14 protein-coding genes are annotated in these 17,753 nt (G+C 57.0%); 12 read left to right on the plus strand and 2 right to left on the minus strand.

Annotation, left to right across the window (positions count from 1 at the left end; genetic code table 11):
- The first annotated feature begins 183 nt into the window (after nucleotides 1-183).
- The 3 genes from NITLEN_RS06745 (at nucleotide 184) to NITLEN_RS06755 (ending at nucleotide 4,302) form a co-directional block, all read left to right on the plus strand.
- Entirely contained in the window at nucleotides 184-3,450 is a 3,267-nt protein-coding gene (locus NITLEN_RS06745; protein ID WP_121988841.1) for a PAS domain-containing hybrid sensor histidine kinase/response regulator, read from the plus strand.
- Nucleotides 3,428-3,799, plus strand: coding sequence for a response regulator (locus NITLEN_RS06750; RefSeq protein WP_121988842.1), 372 nt, complete (start codon nucleotides 3,428-3,430; stop codon nucleotides 3,797-3,799). The genes NITLEN_RS06745 and NITLEN_RS06750 overlap by 23 nt, the downstream gene beginning before the upstream one ends.
- Before the next feature lie 65 nt (nucleotides 3,800-3,864).
- Nucleotides 3,865-4,302 carry a hypothetical protein gene (locus tag NITLEN_RS06755; RefSeq protein WP_121988843.1) on the plus strand — a complete coding sequence of 146 codons (438 nt, stop codon included), beginning with the start codon at nucleotides 3,865-3,867 and terminating at the stop codon, nucleotides 4,300-4,302.
- A 4-nt stretch (nucleotides 4,303-4,306) separates the two neighbouring features.
- On the opposite strand, the gene priA is transcribed toward NITLEN_RS06755, so the two are convergent.
- Nucleotides 4,307-6,616 carry a replication restart helicase PriA gene (gene priA / locus NITLEN_RS06760; protein ID WP_121988844.1) on the minus strand — a complete coding sequence of 770 codons (2,310 nt, stop codon included), beginning with the start codon at nucleotides 6,614-6,616 and terminating at the stop codon, nucleotides 4,307-4,309.
- A 127-nt stretch (nucleotides 6,617-6,743) separates the two neighbouring features.
- On the minus strand, nucleotides 6,744-8,318 hold the full coding sequence (locus NITLEN_RS06765; protein WP_121988845.1) for an OmpA family protein: 1,575 nt from the start codon (nucleotides 8,316-8,318) through the stop codon (nucleotides 6,744-6,746).
- Between the two features lie 597 nt (nucleotides 8,319-8,915).
- Here NITLEN_RS06765 and NITLEN_RS06770 point away from each other — a divergent pair.
- From NITLEN_RS06770 to nuoL, 9 genes are read left to right on the plus strand one after another with little or no spacing between them, the layout of a single operon-like run.
- On the plus strand, nucleotides 8,916-9,299 hold the full coding sequence (locus NITLEN_RS06770; RefSeq protein WP_121989381.1) for an NADH-quinone oxidoreductase subunit A: 384 nt from the start codon (nucleotides 8,916-8,918) through the stop codon (nucleotides 9,297-9,299).
- Nucleotides 9,290-9,817, plus strand: coding sequence for an NADH-quinone oxidoreductase subunit B (locus NITLEN_RS06775; protein ID WP_121988846.1), 528 nt, complete (start codon nucleotides 9,290-9,292; stop codon nucleotides 9,815-9,817). The genes NITLEN_RS06770 and NITLEN_RS06775 overlap by 10 nt, the downstream gene beginning before the upstream one ends.
- A gap of 10 nt (nucleotides 9,818-9,827) precedes the next feature.
- The gene (locus NITLEN_RS06780) at nucleotides 9,828-10,325 is read left to right on the plus strand and encodes an NADH-quinone oxidoreductase subunit C (RefSeq protein ID WP_121988847.1); all 498 of its coding nucleotides are present in this window, start codon (nucleotides 9,828-9,830) and stop codon (nucleotides 10,323-10,325) included.
- 15 nt (nucleotides 10,326-10,340) lie between these two features.
- Nucleotides 10,341-11,585 carry an NADH dehydrogenase (quinone) subunit D gene (nuoD, locus tag NITLEN_RS06785; protein ID WP_121988848.1) on the plus strand — a complete coding sequence of 415 codons (1,245 nt, stop codon included), beginning with the start codon at nucleotides 10,341-10,343 and terminating at the stop codon, nucleotides 11,583-11,585.
- 25 nt (nucleotides 11,586-11,610) lie between these two features.
- The gene (locus NITLEN_RS06790) at nucleotides 11,611-14,304 is read left to right on the plus strand and encodes a molybdopterin-dependent oxidoreductase (protein ID WP_121988849.1); all 2,694 of its coding nucleotides are present in this window, start codon (nucleotides 11,611-11,613) and stop codon (nucleotides 14,302-14,304) included.
- A 39-nt stretch (nucleotides 14,305-14,343) separates the two neighbouring features.
- Nucleotides 14,344-14,931, plus strand: coding sequence for an NADH-quinone oxidoreductase subunit NuoI (gene nuoI / locus NITLEN_RS06795; protein ID WP_121988850.1), 588 nt, complete (start codon nucleotides 14,344-14,346; stop codon nucleotides 14,929-14,931).
- Nucleotides 14,932-14,940: 9 nt separating this feature from the next.
- Nucleotides 14,941-15,462, plus strand: a complete 522-nt coding sequence (locus tag NITLEN_RS06800) for an NADH-quinone oxidoreductase subunit J family protein (RefSeq protein WP_121988851.1) — start codon at nucleotides 14,941-14,943, stop codon at nucleotides 15,460-15,462.
- Between the two features lie 3 nt (nucleotides 15,463-15,465).
- A complete protein-coding gene (nuoK, locus tag NITLEN_RS06805; protein WP_121988852.1) occupies nucleotides 15,466-15,768 on the plus strand; it encodes an NADH-quinone oxidoreductase subunit NuoK in 303 nt (100 codons plus the stop codon).
- 1 nt (nucleotide 15,769) lies between these two features.
- Nucleotides 15,770-17,746, plus strand: coding sequence for an NADH-quinone oxidoreductase subunit L (gene nuoL, locus NITLEN_RS06810; RefSeq protein WP_121988853.1), 1,977 nt, complete (start codon nucleotides 15,770-15,772; stop codon nucleotides 17,744-17,746).
- Nucleotides 17,747-17,753 lie beyond the last annotated feature (7 nt).

Genomic DNA, 17,753 nt, shown 5'->3' on the forward strand with positions numbered 1-17,753 from the left:
GGTTTGTTTTGCACTTATCCCTCGTTGCTCTTCCCCGGCGATGCTGTTTGGCCCTTCTGCGTATCAATTGGCGCGCCTCTTTTTTATGGAACCGTCGCGCCTGAGTATCGGGCCTCGATCAAACCGCGAACGCCTGATCACGAAGCCCCACATGCCACACCTGGCGACGTATTGGAGCCTGGCATGGATGTAACCGGAAACCTCTTGTTCGGCAGCGCCCTGCTCTCCGGGGCGGCTCTCTGGGGCTTTGTTCGTGAACGGCGGCACTCGCTGCTTCAAACGAGGGTGATTGCCGCCACAAGCGCCAGCGTGCTGGTCACCGATGCCTCCGTCCCCCGCCATCCGATCATCCAGGCGAATCCGGCATTCCGGCTCCTGACCGGCTACGCAGAGAGCGAGATCTTGGGACAATCGACACATTTTCTGAACGGCTCTCACACCGATCGCACGGCGATGGAGAAAATCGGGCTGGCCCTTCAGGACAGCCGGGCCTGTCGCGTCACCGTCCGCCACTACCGGAAGAACGGCACGCCATTCTGGAACGAAATCACGCTCTCCCCCGTCAAGAATCGGGCGGGAACCGTGATCCGGTTTATCTGGGTGATGAATGATGTCACCCAGCGGCAGCAGGCAGAAGACGCGCTCAAACACACGCACGACCCCTCGCACCTATTGGCTGAGTTCATGGCCGAAGCCATTCTGGTGATCGGCGAAGACAACCGCATTGTGTACGTCAATGCCGCCGGGATTGAACTACTCGGAGCGACTTCTCCGGAACAGCTCGTTGGAAATCCCCTAGCGGCGATCCTGCCCCCTGACCGGCAAGAGGCCGCTCGGCACCGCCTGCAGCGCCTGCGCGGCTCAGAAGAGCCGCGCACCTCATACGAAGAGCGAGTCGTCTGCTTGGATTCGCACACACTGCACAAAGTCATCCCGGTCATGGTCTCCGCCTCCCTCGTGCTCTGGAAAGGCAAGGCTTCCGTTCTCCTACGCCTTTCCAACACACCTCTGCACAATCCGGTCGACGCCACCCCCGAAGACGATAAAGCCCATCTGCAATCCGCTCAGGCGATCGCCCATCTCGGCAGTTGGGAATGGAACATTCTCGATCAGACAGAACTCTGGTCCGATGAACAATGCCGGATCTTCGGCTACGAGCCGGGGTCCCTGACACCTACGTACGAAATCTTTAAGTCCGCCCTCCATCCGGACGATCGTGACCGCGTGCTCACCGCCGTCGAGAACGCGCTTCAGTTTGATACTCCATACGATGTGGACTGCCGCATCATCCGGCCGAGTAAAGACATCCGTTTCGTTCGATGCCGAGGCATCGTCATACGTAATGAGACCCATCAGCCCATTCGCATGTCGGGAACGGTGCAAGACTTAACCGACTACAGGCTGATTGAGGAAATCGCGAAGGAACGAGATCTTCAGTTCCAACTGGTGGTGGAATCCGCCCCCAACGGCATTCTCCTGACTTCGGAGGATGGCACCATCACGCTGGCGAATGCGACGCTCGAAAAGATCTTCGGCTACGGGCACGGCGAACTCATCGGCCACTCGGTCGATATTCTGGTGCCGAGTGAATTCAAGTCCACCCACGCCGATCATCGCCGAAGCTTCTTCTCCTCACCCGTCTCTCGCCCGATGGGCGCAGGCCGCGAGTTTCTCGCGCGACGGAAAGATGGGACGGAGATCTCCGTTGAAATCGGACTCGCCCCGCTGCGCACGTCGACCGGAGTTCATGTCCTCGCCACTATCGTGGATATCTCCGCTCGCAAAGCTCTGGACGAGCTGCTGCGTGAAAAAGACGCCTTGAACCAAGCCGTGCTCGATTCACTGACGGCTGAAGTCGCCGTGCTCGACCAGGCCGGCCAGATCACGGCCGTCAACACCGCGTGGCGGCAATTCGGACCGAACGCGTCCGGCGAATCCGCTTCGATCTCACCGGGGCAAAATTATCTTGTCAGCCTCAAGAATGCGGCCCAAGGGGGCGATGCCACGGCGCAGAACGCGCTGGAAGGGATCGAGGCCGTCCGGGCAGGGACTCGCGACCGCTTCTCTCTGGAATATCCCAGCCAGACATCCACTGACGCTCGGTGGTTTGCCATGACCGTCATGCCGCTTCACGGCCCCTGGGACGGATTGGTCGTCACGCACGAAGACATCTCGGCCCGCAAGCAGGCGGAACAAGAACGAGAACACCTCATTACGCAAACGCAACACCTCCAAAAAATGCAGGCGATCGGGACCTTGGCCGGCGGAATTGCGCATGAGTTCAACAATAGTCTGACCGCCGTCCTTGGGTTCAGTGAACTGGCCCTCAAAGCCATCTCCAAAGATCACAAGGTCCGGCGACACCTCGATCAGATCATTGCCGCAGGACGGAAGTCCCGCGACCTGGTCCATCAACTCCTCACGTTCAGTCAACAAGGACGCCATCTCAAACGTCCGCTCTCGTTGCACATCCTCATCAAAGAATCACTGAAACTGCTCCGGCCGCTGGTCCCCTCCTGGGTCCATCTGAACGAGCGCATCCATGTGCCGACGCCGCCGGTGTCCGCCGATTCGTCTCAGATGCATCAGATGCTGCTCAATCTTGTGGAGAACGCGTTGCGCGCGATGCAGAAAACTGGCGGAACCCTTACCGTCGCGCTGGAGGAAATCCAGGTCGCACAACTGCGAGTCGGCCCTCAGGCGCGACTAGAACCCGGCACCTATGCTCGGCTGATGGTCCAGGATACGGGGGAAGGTATGCTGCCTGAGATTCAGGAACGCATCTTCGATCCCTTCTTTACCACGAAGGATCTTGGCACAGGGTGCGGCATGGGCCTCGCGGTCGTGCACGGCATCATCACGGCCCATGGGGGAACCATTTTCGTGGACAGCGCCCCGGGAACCGGCACGACCGTGGAAGTCTACCTGCCGATTATCCCTGCCCAGAACGCCCCTGCCGTCTCCCCCGGCACCGAAGAGCCGCTTCCGCAAGGGCATGAATGCGTTCTCTTTGTCGACGATGAGGAATCCCTTGCCCGTTTTGGAGGGGAGATGCTAGAGTCGCTGGGATACTATGCCGTGGTGCGCATGAGTGCATCGGAAGCGTTACAGGCGTTTCGCATGGCCCCCCAGCGGTTCGACCTTCTGATCACCGACGTCACGATGCCGAACATGAGCGGCGTGGCCCTGGCGAAAGACTGTCGCCTATTGCGTCCAGATCTTCCCATCATTCTCTGTTCAGGATCGGAGCACACGCTGTCCGCAGAAGCCAAGCAAGTCCAAGGCTTGACCAAGTACGTTCTAAAACCGCTGCTGCTGCAGGATGTGGCACGCACTATCAGACAAGTGCTGGACCAAGCAGCCTCGGAGACTCCGTCAGCCCATCAGCGATACCGTGAACTCGCCCGCGAACTTGTTGAGGAACACGATGCCATCAGTCCTAGTCGTTGACGACGAAGATCAAATCCGCCAACTGATCCGAGAGACCTTGGAGCAAGCGGGATACGATGTACAGGAAGCCAGCAACGGGAAGCAGGGCCTGGAGCGGTATCGAACCAAACCCACAGATCTCGTGATCATGGACATTCTCATGCCCGATCAAGACGGGCTTGAAAGCATCATGACGCTGCGCCGCGAGTTCCCGGCTTCGCGTGTCATCGCCATTACCGGTGGTAGCGACATGATCGGCATCTTGAATTTCCTCGATGTGGCTAAAATGCTGGGAGCCCGACGCACCCTTCAGAAGCCCTTCGATATGCAGACGCTGCTGGATGCGGCGCAATCTGAACTCAGTCACTAGTTCGCGCGCGCATCCCTCGGTCCACGTTGACATCACGGCATCCTGCCCTGCACACTGCCGCCTCCATGCCTCCAGCCACTCACAAACTCATGGTGCTGAATACCGGCCTCGGCACGCTCGTCGTGGCCATAGGATTCTGGCTGCTCTGGGGCACCCTGGCGCCGGAAGCGATCGCCCTGTGGGTCGCACTGGTCGGGGCGTTTTTATATTGGAAGTGCCGCACCATCACGGAGATTTGGGCCTGGTCGACACTCCTGCTCGGGCTGGAAAGTTTTGCGTGGCCACTGCAACTGATGGTACAGCTCAAATCCGCCGCAGCCGGCCCCTCCGATGAAGAGATGGGGACGATCCTCTCCGCCGTGGTCCTGGGTCTGTTCTCTTCGGTCTTTTGGATGTCTTTTTCCTACGGCCTGTTCAAACGCAAGCCAGAAACACCGGCCTCTCTAACCGATCCCACCACATCGGAACCCACCAAACGGCCATCGCGCCAGAAAAAGCGATAGTCTCTTACCCCATATCGACCGGATCGACATCCACGCTAAACTTGCAAGTCCGACTCGGATACGCTCGCTCCATCGCTTCGAGCGAACAGCGGACTCCGTTGCGCATCACCGTGCGGTCTCCACCTTTCACCATGATGTGCCACCCCAATGTCCCTCCGGAACCCACCCCTGTCGCCGCCACCGGTCCAAGAACGACAATCCCCTGGCTCTGTGGATCAGCCGAGAAACTCAGCTTCGCCGATCCAGATCCAGATGGTGTCGCAGATAGACGACCCGTTAGCATCTTCTGTAACTCACTCACCCATCGCTGCGCGGCCAACTCGGTCAGCCGCCGCTCTTTCCCCGACACCGTCAGATAGATGAGATGCTGAACCGGCGGGTACCCCAACGAACGACGCGCCTGAATTTCCTCATCGTAAAATCTCGCCGGATCGTGAGCCGCCACCGCTTGCATGACGTGATGCATCGGCAGCGAGGTTTGCAGAATGACACGCCCGCCAGCGGGAGCCGGCCGCGCCACGTTCACCGCATCAACCAACAGCTGGTGGGTCCGTTCAGCCGCTCGAAAATCAGGCAGGTGCAGACCGGAATCGGCATGGACAATTCCAACGAGACCGACCGGCAGGATAGGCTCCCGTTGAAACAAGGCCTGTGTCCCGATCAGGATATCCCAGGTGCGGGCATGAACTTGTTGCCACAGCTGACGCGTGGGCGCCACTCCACGAGTCGTATCGCGATCGATTCGGAGGATCCGTGCCCCGGGAAAGAGCCGGCGGACTTCTTGCTCGATTCGTTCCGTTCCTTCCCCAATCGGGCTTAAGCGCGACGCTCCGCAGGCTCCACAGATCTCAGGCAATGACTCCTTACGCCCACAATACCGACAGGCGAGGCGTGCAGACTCCCGGTAATACACGAAGGCAACGGCACACGAAGGGCAGCGTGGCACCCATCCGCAATCGCGACAGACGAGAGCCCCGGCGTATCCCCGGCGGTTGAGAAAGAGAATCGCGCGATCTTGTTGAGCGACTGTGGCACGCAGAGCAGCCACGAGGGTCGCGCTGAATGGCACTCCGCCATACTCCCGGCTCATATCGACCACGTCGACAGACGGGAAACTGTTGGCCTCTCTTTTTTGCGAAAACCGTTCGATCTCGCCCGCGTTGACCACTTCCAAAGACGGATGCGCCGACCCATATACCAGAAGTGCAGCCCCCTGCTGCGCCCGCATCCATGCCACCTCTCGCGCATGATAGTGCGGCTCCTGAGGCTCTTTGAGAGCGGAGCTGTCTTCCCCATCAACCCAGATCAATCCGATCGATCGAAGGGGGTAAAAAATCGCGGAGCGGGTGCCAACGATAATGTGCGGGACGCCCTTCCTATCCAGCTCCACATCGGCTCCAGAAACACGGTGCGGGTGCAGCGCCACAGGACAGTTCGTAATTTCCCGCAGCGCCTGTGCCAGCCACTGCGCCCGAACGACTTCACCGACAATTATGAGAGCAGACCGACCTTGCTCCACAGCAATTTGGGCCGCTCGTGCCATGAGACCGAGTCGATAGTCCAACATCCCATCGATCAGAACCCTTGCCGCCTGTGCCGCCTGTATCAATGCCTGGATCCGTCGGACCACGTCAGAATCCGGACTAAGATAAGAGAACCCTTCGCAGCTGGGAAGCTCACGCTCGTGCATATCCTCGCGGGCGCGAGAGGCTCGTTTGGAGACCGCGGCTTCACTCCTGACAATCCATTGTTGAGCTTCAAGAAACGTGAGGGCTTGCCGGTCAGAGCCACGACGAGACAGCTGAATGGTCGAAGCGGAGAGCCCGCTCTTCCTGCGCGCAATGCGTTTGAAAAGCGGGAGGTGAGCTTCTGGACACTTGCCTTGAGCCAAAGCCAGGCGCCCTTCTTCTGTCGCCATGTAGCAGTACTTCGGTCGGTCGACCTTGGAGGCAGGCGAGCTGACCAATCGTAAACATTGCCCCCAGGGAGCGATATATTCTTCGGCCACTTGCCGCGAAAGCTCGAACATCCCGGGAGGGAACCCGGACAGATCGTCGCTATCTGACACCGATGCAATGGCTTTCAGTTGGGAGACATTCACCCCACCGGGCAAATCGCCAGTCAGGCCTATAACAGCCCCCTCCAACGTTGTTCGTCCAAACGGCACGACAACCCGCTGGCCCACGACAACCCGGTTTACAAGCGCTGGCGGAACCAGATAGGTGAACGTCTTGGTTAAATGCCGCGGGACAATCACATTGGCAAAAACAGGTACATTCGGACGATTGATAGCGTGATGAAATTCAGTAGGCATGACGCATTCTAGCAGTGCGCCGAAAGACAGAACAATGAAGGGGAAGAGGAGGGGACGGGATGATCGCCGAGAAACCGTTCAAGGAGTGGGCGCATGAGACCTGCGCCCACTCCTTGAAATAAGAAACTTACTCGAGAGGCCGACCGGCGGGTGCAGCTAGATCCTGCGCGGCCGGATCCGAGACACTCGTCTTCCCTGTAGAATCGGGAAGGCTGAGCGTTCCCGGGCTATCGGTTGCCAGAAGTGCGTCCTGCCCACTTGCACGAGATACGGAAGGATCTACGGCACCATCCTGTGTCAGCGGGGCAAATGCCGCAGGATCACCTTCGCCCTTTGCGCTCAAGCTGGTCGGATCACTAGGTTGTTTGTCTACCGTTTTGGGCATAACCGACTGCGGAGAATTCGCCTCCGTAGACGTTGGGGCGTAGAGCAGAACTTCCACGCGCCGATTGCTGGTCCGTCCCTCTTCGGTCGCGTTCGTCTCAGCTGGACGGCCATCCCCATACCCGACGGAAGCCAGACGAGCCGAGTCCAATCCACCTTTTTCGACAAGATAGCGCAGCACGCCGTTCGCACGGGCCTTGGACAGCTCCCAATTGCTCGGATACCGCGATTTCAGCGCCGGGCCAATTTCGACATTGTCCGCATGCCCCTCGACTCGGATCATTCGCACATCCCCGCTGGTATGCAGATACTCGATCAATTGATCCAGAACTTTATATCCTTCCGGCCTGATTGAAGCTTCGCCTGAATCATACCGAAGTGAATTCGTGATTTCGCCAAGATTTAATCGGCTTTCTCCGGCAGCATTATGCACCTTCAGCTTCTTCGCAACGAGATCCAACGGAATCGCTGCCACCGTCTTCTCCATCTGCAGAGCCTTGGGCTGAGACAGTGGCTGAACAGGGCTCTCGACGGGTACCAACGCCGGCACAGAATGTCCGGCTAGCTTAAATCTATCTCCCTTCATGACTCTTGTCGTCGCACTCTGGATCATCGCTGTCGCCGTCCGGCCCTCCGTCGCAATCACTTTCAATTGTCCGATCTTCCGCGGCGGGAGTCCCTGGCTGTGGCGCTGCACCTCCAGCAGATCTCCGTTCTTCAGACCGTCTCCCTTTCCACGGTCGAGATAGACCACATCGAACTGGGATACCAGCGTCATGGGCTTATCGGCCTGGAGCTCAACGATCATTCCCCGAAGTTCAGCCATATCACTCACTTGGGCGGGCTCTTCTGAAGAAACCGGCGGCGCAAAACGCATCACGGGATCGCCAGGAGCAATCACCCCGTAGCTCCGCACGACTTCAACGGTCGTCAGCGCATGATCCACTTGCGTCACCTGCACCACCGCCAGCCGGATTACGACAAACCCCAGATACTCGCCCGTGGCCGGGTGAAAGACTTTTCGGACTCGACGATAGACGGTGTACAGATCCCCCGGCGCGACGTCATGGGAATGATCGAGCTTGAGATACAACACATCATGTTGTCCAAGAATCATTCGATCGCCGGTCGACTGATTGTCACCGGTAATGAGATTCACGATGCCATCGCGAGGCGTCGTTTTTTGAATCGCCCCCTCAGCAAATGCCAAGGCGCCTTCCCCAAATCGTATGGTGCTCGTATCAACCGACTGGGCTCCAGCCGGCGCCGTGACCACAGACAATGCCAGGGCCAAGAAAAGAGAAGTCGTCGTTTTCATAAATGTTGTCCTTGGTTGAGGCGAGTGGATCCTCGCAAACCATAGCAAATAGTAGGGTATTGTCAAGAATTTCTCCTGGTTGTACAGGAGTTTGACTGAGCTTTTTGCGAGGTGCTATCGTACAGAAATCGCATCAAGACTCTTCCTCCAAGAGAATTGGCATCAGTGGATATGACACTCTCTAAATCGCCGGCTGATCCCGATCCGAAGAAGCAACCACGGATCGAAACCCAAATCCATCGACGCCGGAAGGCGAAGGCGTTCTCCCCATTGGAAGCAGAATGGGACGTTTCTCAAGGAAGTCCCCCAACTCAACTTCGGACAGTCCGCACGCCCAACCCAAAGAAGCCATCGTAAGCTCATCCCCACGGAACATTGAGGCAGCGCTTACCCCACTGGCGAGGGCTTGGATCTCACACGGAATAACCACGTAATATATCGGACGTTTCCGTTTTTCACATTGAACAGATTTCAATAGGGTCGCCTAGGGCTTTCGGGTCCATTTTTGTAGGTCCTTTGTCCGCTTGCTATCCCCCAGACCTCAGAACTAAGATCTCGACTCTTCTTTCCAGTTCAACATCTTGCGAGATGGGAACGATGACCGGCTTTGACCTTCTGCTCGAGTATCTCACCAGGTATTTCCCGATACTCCTATTTATATTTATTGCCCTGGCCTTTGGGGTGGTCACGCTGGTGCTCAGTTATTTTGTGCAACCGAAATATCCTGAGCCGGAAAAGCTCTCGACCTATGAGTGCGGATCTGAACCATTTTCAGACGCTCGCATGCCGTTTCCCGTCCGATATTACGTCTTTGCGATGCTGTTCGTGATCTTCGACATTGAAGTGATCTTTCTCTATCCCTGGGCCATCGTGTTCGAAAAGCTCGGGATCATTGGGCTCGTTGAAATGCTGTTGTTTATTGCGTTGTTCCTGGTCGCATATGTCTACGCCTGGCGAAAGGGAGCACTTGAATGGGACTGATCCAACTGGGGCGTCCAGACAAAGACGGCTCTCCTGACGTCATTACCACGACCGTCGAAAAAGCCGTGAACTGGGCGCGTAAAGGCTCGCTCTGGCCCATGACCTTCGGCCTGGCCTGCTGCGCCATTGAAATGATTGCGGCCGTGTCGTCCCGCTATGACATGGATCGTTACGGAGCCGGTGTCTTCCGTGCCTCTCCAAGACAGTCCGACTTGATGATTGTTGCCGGAACCGTCTGTCGGCGCATGGCTCCCGTGATCCGAAAGATTTACGATCAAATGCCGGAGCCTAAGTATGTTATCGCCATGGGATCTTGCGCTACCTCCGGAAATATCTATGACAGCTATAGCGTCGTCCAAGGTGTCGACCGGTTCGTCCCCGTCGATATCTATGTCCCTGGCTGCCCTCCCACGCCGGAGGCACTGTTTGACGGCATCCTGAAGCTGCAAGAGCGCATTATGCAAAAGCGGGTGTTTGTCACGCAACCAGACCAGGTCAAAGCCAGCTTGAAAGTCTAGGAACGGCCCGATGCATCAACTAGCTCAACGAGTTCAAGACACCTTTCCTGTGGGCTTTGTGTCATCCACCGAATGGCGCGGCGATATCTCTGTGACCGTCACGCGAGAAAAGGTTCACGAAATCGCTCAGTTTCTGCACGACGATCCAGGGATGGACTTCGACTACATCGTTCATGTCAGTTCTGTAGACTGGCCCGATGACGAAGAACGTTTTGAAGTGGTCTGGGAGTTCTATGCGATCCGAAAGCGCCAGCGCATCAGACTCAAGACCCGGGTCCCGGAATCTGATTGCATCGTCGACTCTCTGACCGACATCTGGAAGGGCGCCGATTTCATGGAGCGCGAAGTGTACGACATGATGGGGATCCGCTTCCGCAATCATCCGGACCTGCGCCGCATCCTCATGCCCGACGATTACACTGAAGGCTATCCGCTGCGGAAGGATTTTCCGCTCCGCGGCAAAGGCTGGCGAGACACGTTCGATTTTCTCGACGAAGTGCCGCGATAGGAACGAGATTGGCCCATGGCATTTGAAGATCAGAGAACCACCGTCTATAAAGTCGACCCGGAACATCCGGAGAGCGAATCGCTCCCGACGCTCCGGACCGAGGAGCTGCTGCTCAACATGGGGCCGCAGCATCCGAGCACCCATGGTGTCCTCAAAGTGATCTTGGAATTAGAAGGGGAACGGCTCGTCAAATCGACGCCCGTCCTGGGGTTTCTCCACCGCGGTGTCGAGAAGCTCGCCGAGGATGGCACCTATCATCAGTTCATTCCCCATACGGACCGGCTCGATTATGTCTGTGCGATGTACAACAATTTCGCCTATTGCCGCGCCGTCGAGAAACTCCTGAACCTCCAGGTCCCCGATCGGGCAGAGTACCTCCGCACGATTGTCGCGGAAGTGCAGCGTATCATCGGCCATCAGTTCTGGCTGGGAACCCAAGCGCTCGACATCGGCGCCATGACTGTCTTCTTCTACTGTTTCCGTGACCGGGAAATCCTGTTGGACTGGTTCGATGAACTCTGCGGTGCCCGATTGACCACTAGCTGGTACCGGATCGGCGGAGTCGAACGCGATTTCACACCGTCCCTACTCGACAAGCTCAAGAAATTTCTCGACTATTTTCCACCCAAGATCGACGAATACATCGTCTTCCTGGAAACGAATCGTATCTGGGTTGCCCGCACCAAAGGGGTTGCCGTCGTCTCGGCAGAAGATGCCGTCAGCTTCGGCCTCAGCGGCCCGACCTTGCGGGGATCAGGAGTCGATTACGATCTGCGCAAATACGAGCCGTATTCGGCTTACCCCAAATGCGAGTTCAGTGTTCCCGTGGGGAAAAACGGCGACACCTATGATCGTTATTGGATCCGGGTCATGGAACTTTACGAGAGCGTGAAGATCATTCGGCAATGTCTCGAACAGATGCAGGATGGCCCGATCATGGCGGATGTCCCCAGCGTCACCCTGCCACCGAAAGAACGCGTCTTCACCAATCTCGAAGCCATGATCCAACAGTTCAAACTCTTCTCGCAGGGCTTCAACGCCCCTCCGGGAGAGATCTACTGCGGAACAGAAGCGCACAAGGGTGAACTGGGATTCCACATTGTCAGTACGGGCGGAGGGAAACCCTATCGCCTGAAAATCCGCGCCCCTTCCTTCATCCACATGGGCGCATTTGATTATATGTCACGCGGGTATATGATCGCCGACGCCATTACGCTGTTCGGCACGTACGATATCGTCATGGGCGAATGCGACCGGTAGCCTGAGAGAGGCAAGGATCCGAACTATGGGCTTGAAGCCAGCCACCAACCCGGACGTCGAAGCGACAACCATCGAGCTCAGCATCGATGGAAAGGCCGTCTCCGCCAAAGACGGGGTCTCGCTATACGACGTCATCTCCAGCACGGGCAAGATCATCCCGGCTATGTGCTATCACTATACCTTCGACCCATTCGGCTCCTGCGGGATGTGTCTCGTCATGCAGGAAGGGAAGAAAGCCCCGGTTCGCTCTTGCACCGCCAAAGCTACCGCCGGCATGGTAATCCGTACGGAAGGAGAGGATCTCTTCCTTGCGCGAAAGAAAGCCGTCGAAAAACATCTCTCAGTCCATCCCTTGGATTGTCCGGTCTGTGATGCGGATGGTCACTGCGAACTCCAGGACATGGCGTTTCAGCACGGTGTGACCAACCTGGCCAGCGCCAAGCAGAAATTCATTCCGGAAGATACTCGCAGCCTGGTGCTCGACTTCAATATGAATCGCTGCATCGCTTGCGCTGAATGCATCAACGTCTGCAAAGATGTGCTGATGATCGACGCCCTGCAATTCATGAAAAAGGGCGGCTTCAACCAAGTCGTGGCGAAGGGCGACCTCCCGCTGTCCTGCGAATTCTGCGGCGACTGTCTCGCCGTGTGCCCCGTCGGCGCGATCACGAACAAATATTCGAAGTACCTCTACAAGCCCTGGCAGATGAAGAAGACCGCCACGACGTGTAACTATTGCGGTGATGGCTGCCAGCTGTATCTTGAGACGAAAGACTCCGAAGTCATCCGGGTGACCTCTCCCTTGTCCTGGAAAAACAAGTGGGGCGATCGCGAGGAAACCGCCAAAGGACACGGCGGACTCTGTGTACGAGGGCGGTTCGGATTCGAGTATCTCGACAGTAAAGCCAGGCTCACTCAGCCACTTGTGCGCGAGGGGAACCAACTCGTGCCCAAACCCTGGCTCGAAGCAATGCACCAGGTTGTCGACCGTTTCACTGAAGTGAAACAGAAACACGGTGCGGATGCGATTGCCGGGTTGATTACCGCCCGTTGCACAAACGAAGAGCTCTATCTGTTCCAAAAGCTCATGCGGACCGTGTTCGGCAGCAACCATCTCGACAGCAGTGCCCGCTACGGCCATATGAATTTCGTGCATGCCTCTCGCCATGCTCTGGGCTTCGGCCGGACTCCCAATGACTGGGAAGATCTCACTAAAGCCAAGGCCATTCTGTTAATCGGCTCCAACATCACCGAAACCAACCCCCTGACCGCTGTCCGGATCAAGGAAGCCATCCGGGTGTACAAAGCACAGGTCGTCGCTCTCGATTCGACCATCACGAATCTCGGGAAATTGGCGTCCCATCCGTTCCTCATCAAGCCAGGTACAGAGGGGTGGGTCATCGATGGCCTCGTCAAAGCCACCATCGATCAGGATCTCGTCGACGAACAAACCGTCAACAAGCACCCGAAAGCCTACGAAGCATTGAAAGCCGCGTTGGCCGGCCTCTCTCTCGAGCAGATTGCCACGTACACCGGAGTCACCGCCGACACCTATCGGGACATCGCCGCTATCCTGGCCGAGGCGCCTCGTTCGATTTTCCTCTGCGCCGAAGGTATCGTACGGCGTCCTGACGGCTATCAGAACGTCCTCAAGCTAATCGATTTGGCCTGGATCACCGGGAAACTCGGCCAGCTCGGCTGTGGCGTCAACACCGTGACCGAAGAACCGAACGAGCAGGGCGCCGTCGACATGGGCGTCGCGCCAGAATTCTTACCGGGTCAGGGCCGATACAGCGATGCGGCGGCACGCGATCGATTCAGTAAGGCATGGGAGACCGCGATACCCGCCACCGCAACCGGCGCCAACCTGATGGAAATTTTGAAGCGCTGCAAAAGCGGTCAGATCAAGGCCCTCTACGTTATCGGAGAAAACCCCTTGGCCACACTCCCGGCTTCGGTTGAAGTCCGCAGCGCGCTCGAACGGCTCGAACTGCTGGTGGTGCAAGATCCCTTCTTAACCGACACCGGTCGGCAAGCCCATTTCGTCCTGCCTGCCTGCACCTACGCGGAAAAAGAAGGAACGTTTACCAATCTCGAAGGGCGCGTCCTGCGCGTACGCCAGGCCATGGATCCCGTGGGGGAAAGCTTGCCCGACTGGCACATTATGACCGCGCTGGCCAATGCCCTGGGAGCGCAGTGGGAATATGAATCGGCCAACGACATTCAAGCCGAGATCATGAAACTCTTGCCCGGGTACTACAACCTTGGCCAGCCGCGCAAAGTCACACCGGCTCCCGATCAGTATCTGACAAACGGGTATGCCGCAGAAGTAAAGACTCGCTATCGTGCCGCGGCACCAGTCACCGATTCCAAACGGCCCTTCGCCCTGGCGATGGGACAATTGCTCGCCCATTCAGGCAAGATGTCGACAGAGGCGCCAGGACTCATCAACATTGCCCCGAACACCGGGAAGCTTCGGATGAACGCAGGCGACATGGAACGATTGGGTCTCCAAGAAGGCACAAAGGTTCGCGTGACCTCGGAACGGGGTTCGCTCCAGCTGGGTGTGCAGCCTGATATTGCACAGGCGCCGAACACCTGCTTCTTCCCGGAGCATTTCAATGAACCCCCGGTCAAAGACTTGATGGCCGTACATGTAGATGCCGTCACCGGCGTGCCGGCCTTTAAGCAAACCTGGGTCAGTATTGAAAAGGCCTAAGAACGTGACAGATCGTCGTATCACGGGCGGGAGCCGACCATGAGCGTTGCCACACTGACAAAAAAAATTCTGCATGCAGCCCTGTTCTATGAGATTTGGGATGCCATGAAGGTGACGTTTCGCCATATGTTCCATCGCCCGATCACATTTCAGTACCCGCGCGAACAGCGGACCCTTCCCGACACTCATCGCGGCGCATTATCGCTGCTGCGCTACGACGACGGCCGCGAACGCTGCGTGGGATGCGATCTTTGTGAGGCCGCCTGCCCATCCCGTTGCATCAAGGTGATCAGCGCGGAAGACCCGACCCGCCCCTTGCAGCGGTACGCGACTGAGTTTTACATCGACATCACGAAGTGCGTGTTCTGCGGCTACTGTGTGGAAGCCTGCCCCGTCAATGCACTGGCCATGACCAAGATGTACGAATTTTCCACGCATGATAAGCGTACCCTCCTCTTCGACAAGAAGCGGCTCTACGACATTGGTGAGCGTCATCTCAGTGACGCGAAAAAATATCTTTACGCCCATAACCAGGAGAAAAATGTCGAGGAGAGTCGTGAGTACCGATACTATTTCCCCCAGTCGGTCCTCAAAGCCACACAATCGACTCCCAAACATTTGAGCTGAGACACCCCGATGATTGCTGTCTTCTTTTCATATTTTGCCTTTATGAGTATTGCGGCCGCGGTCATGACGGTCGCGCTCAAGAATCCCGTCCACTGCGGACTGGCCTTGCTCGCGCTCCTGCTGCATGTCTCGGGATTTTTCGTCCTGCTCAATGCGGAGTTTCTCTGGGCCGTCCAAGTCATCGTGTATGCCGGAGCCATCCTCGTGCTCTATCTCTTCGTTCTGATGCTCTTGAATCTCAAAACGGACGAACGGTATTTTCACTCCACCTATCTGTATTTTTTGACCCCGGCCGTTCTGGGATCCCTCTACGTGATATATCTCTTGCTCCATTCGCCTTTTGCCGGCGCCAAAGGCGGTGCACCGGCTGTTGCCGTCTTACAAGACGGGGACACGGCGGCGATCGGGATCAAGATGTTCAGCGACTATCTCCTGCAATTTGAAATCGTGGGAGTCTTCTTGTTGGGTGCCATCATCGGAGCCATCGTGCTGGCGAAAACACCCAAGCCGCTCAACTTGAGGAAAGACTGACGCATGCTTCCGTTATCGGCCTATGTGGCAGTCAGCGCCATCCTCTTCGTCATCGGACTGCTCGGCGTCCTCATCAGACGTAATTTCATTATCGTCTTGATGTCCGTCGAGATTATGCTCAACGCCGCCAATATCAATCTGGTCGCCTTCTCTTACTATCTTGAATCCATGGCCGGGCAATTGGTGGCCCTGTTCATCATTGCGATCGCCGCAGGAGAAGCGGCCATCGGCTTAGCCATTATCATTGTGGTGTTCCGCGGGAAACTCTCAACCAACGTCGACGAAATGAACCTCTTGAAGTGGTAACGTGTTCGATTTAACTGATCTGCTCATTAAACTGATTCCGGTCTTCCCCTTGCTGGCCGCCATTGCCAACGGTCTCCTTGGCAGCCGGTATTCTCATGAGGTCGCTCACCGCCTCGCCTGGGGATCCGTCGGCCTCTCGTTCCTCTGTGTCATCGGCGTCTTCGCGGATGTCCTGCGCACCGGCGCCACTCACGAAGTGATCGCCTATCAATGGATCTTCGGCGGCGACCTCACCATCAATCTGGCCTACCTGGTAGACCCCCTGACCTGCGTCTGGCTCTTGGTCGTCACCGGCGTCGGATTCCTGATTCACGTCTATTCCGTCGGCTACATGCACGGTGAAGCGGGCTTCACCCGGTTCTTCACCTATATGAACCTGTTCATGCTCTCGATGTTGTTGCTCGTCATGGGCAACAATTACGCGGTCTTGTTCATCGGGTGGGAAGGAGTCGGACTCTGCTCCTATCTGCTCATCGGCTACTACTACGATAAAGTCTCTGCCGCCAAAGCTGCCACCAAAGCGTTCGTCGTCAACCGCATCGGCGACGCCGGGTTCCTATTGGCCATCTTCCTGGTCTTTATTAACTTCAAGACACTCGACTACACCAAGGTGTTTGCCCAGCTGGGTCAACTCTCGCCCGACATGGCTACCGCCATCGCCCTCTGCCTGTTAGTCGGCGCGGTCGGAAAATCCGCTCAGCTCCCTCTGTACACCTGGTTACCGGATGCCATGGAAGGCCCCACGCCGGTCAGCGCGCTGATCCATGCCGCCACCATGGTGACGGCCGGCGTCTATATGATCGTACGGAACCATGCCATTTTCGATCTCTCTCCCATTGCCATGCAGACCGTCGCCATCGTCGGAGGCTGCACCGCCTTATTTGCGGCAACCATCGGTCTGGTGCAAACCGACATTAAACGGGTGCTCGCGTACTCGACCGTCAGTCAACTCGGCTACATGTTTCTCGCGTGCGGAATCGGCGCTTATACCGCCGCCGTCTTCCACGTCATGACCCATGCCTTCTTCAAAGCCCTCTTGTTCTTATCAGCCGGCTCCGTGATCCATGCCCTGTCAGGGGAGCAGGACATTCGGAAAATGGGCGGCTTGAGCAAAAAGATACCCTGGACCTATCGACTCTTCCTCATCGGCACCATTGCCATCGCGGGCATCCCCCCCTTGGCCGGGTTCTGGAGCAAAGACGAGATCATGGGCCACGCCTTCGTGAATCACCAATTCCTCTTCTATGGACTGGCGGCGATCGGTGCGTTCCTCACGTCGTTTTATATGTTCAGACTGACGTACCTGACCTTTTACGGTCCTTCTCGCATGGACCATCACACAGAAGAGCATGTCCATGAATCGCCCATGGTCATGGTCGGGCCTTTGATGGCGCTCGGAGTCTTATCAGTATTCGGCGGACTCATCTTGGGCTTCCCACCGGAACATGGTTGGCTCCATGGATTCCTCGCCCCCGTTGCCGGAGTCGCCGGCGGACATGAAACCAGCGTGGCCACCACCCTGCTCCTGATGGGAACAGCGACCGGCATTGCCGTCGTCGGATGGGGTCTGGCGCATTTTCTCTATAGTTTAAGTCCGTCAACTGCCGACACCTGGGCCGCCAAATTCTCGGGCATCTACACAACGCTCTTGAACAAATACTACGTCGATGAGCTCTACGACTTCTTGTTCGTCGAGCCGACCAAGCGCCTGGGTGAATTCCTGGATTGGTTTGATCGAACCGTGATCGATGGCCTCGTGAACGGTGTCGCACAGATGGCGGAATGGGGGTCAGCCGGATCAACCTGGCTTGAAAAGTACGTCGTCTATGCCGGCCTCAACGTGATCGGGCTCAGCAATCATCTGGCTGCTCGCCAAGGACGCAAGCTCCAAAGCGGCATGGTCCACCACTACGCGGCGATCATTATCGCCGGCATTTTCTTGCTGGCGTTAGTTGTACAGCTGATCCTGCAAAAGTAAGTCACGT

Origin of the sequence: Nitrospira lenta (assembly GCF_900403705.1) — a bacterium.
GTDB lineage: Bacteria > Nitrospirota > Nitrospiria > Nitrospirales > Nitrospiraceae > Nitrospira_D > Nitrospira_D lenta.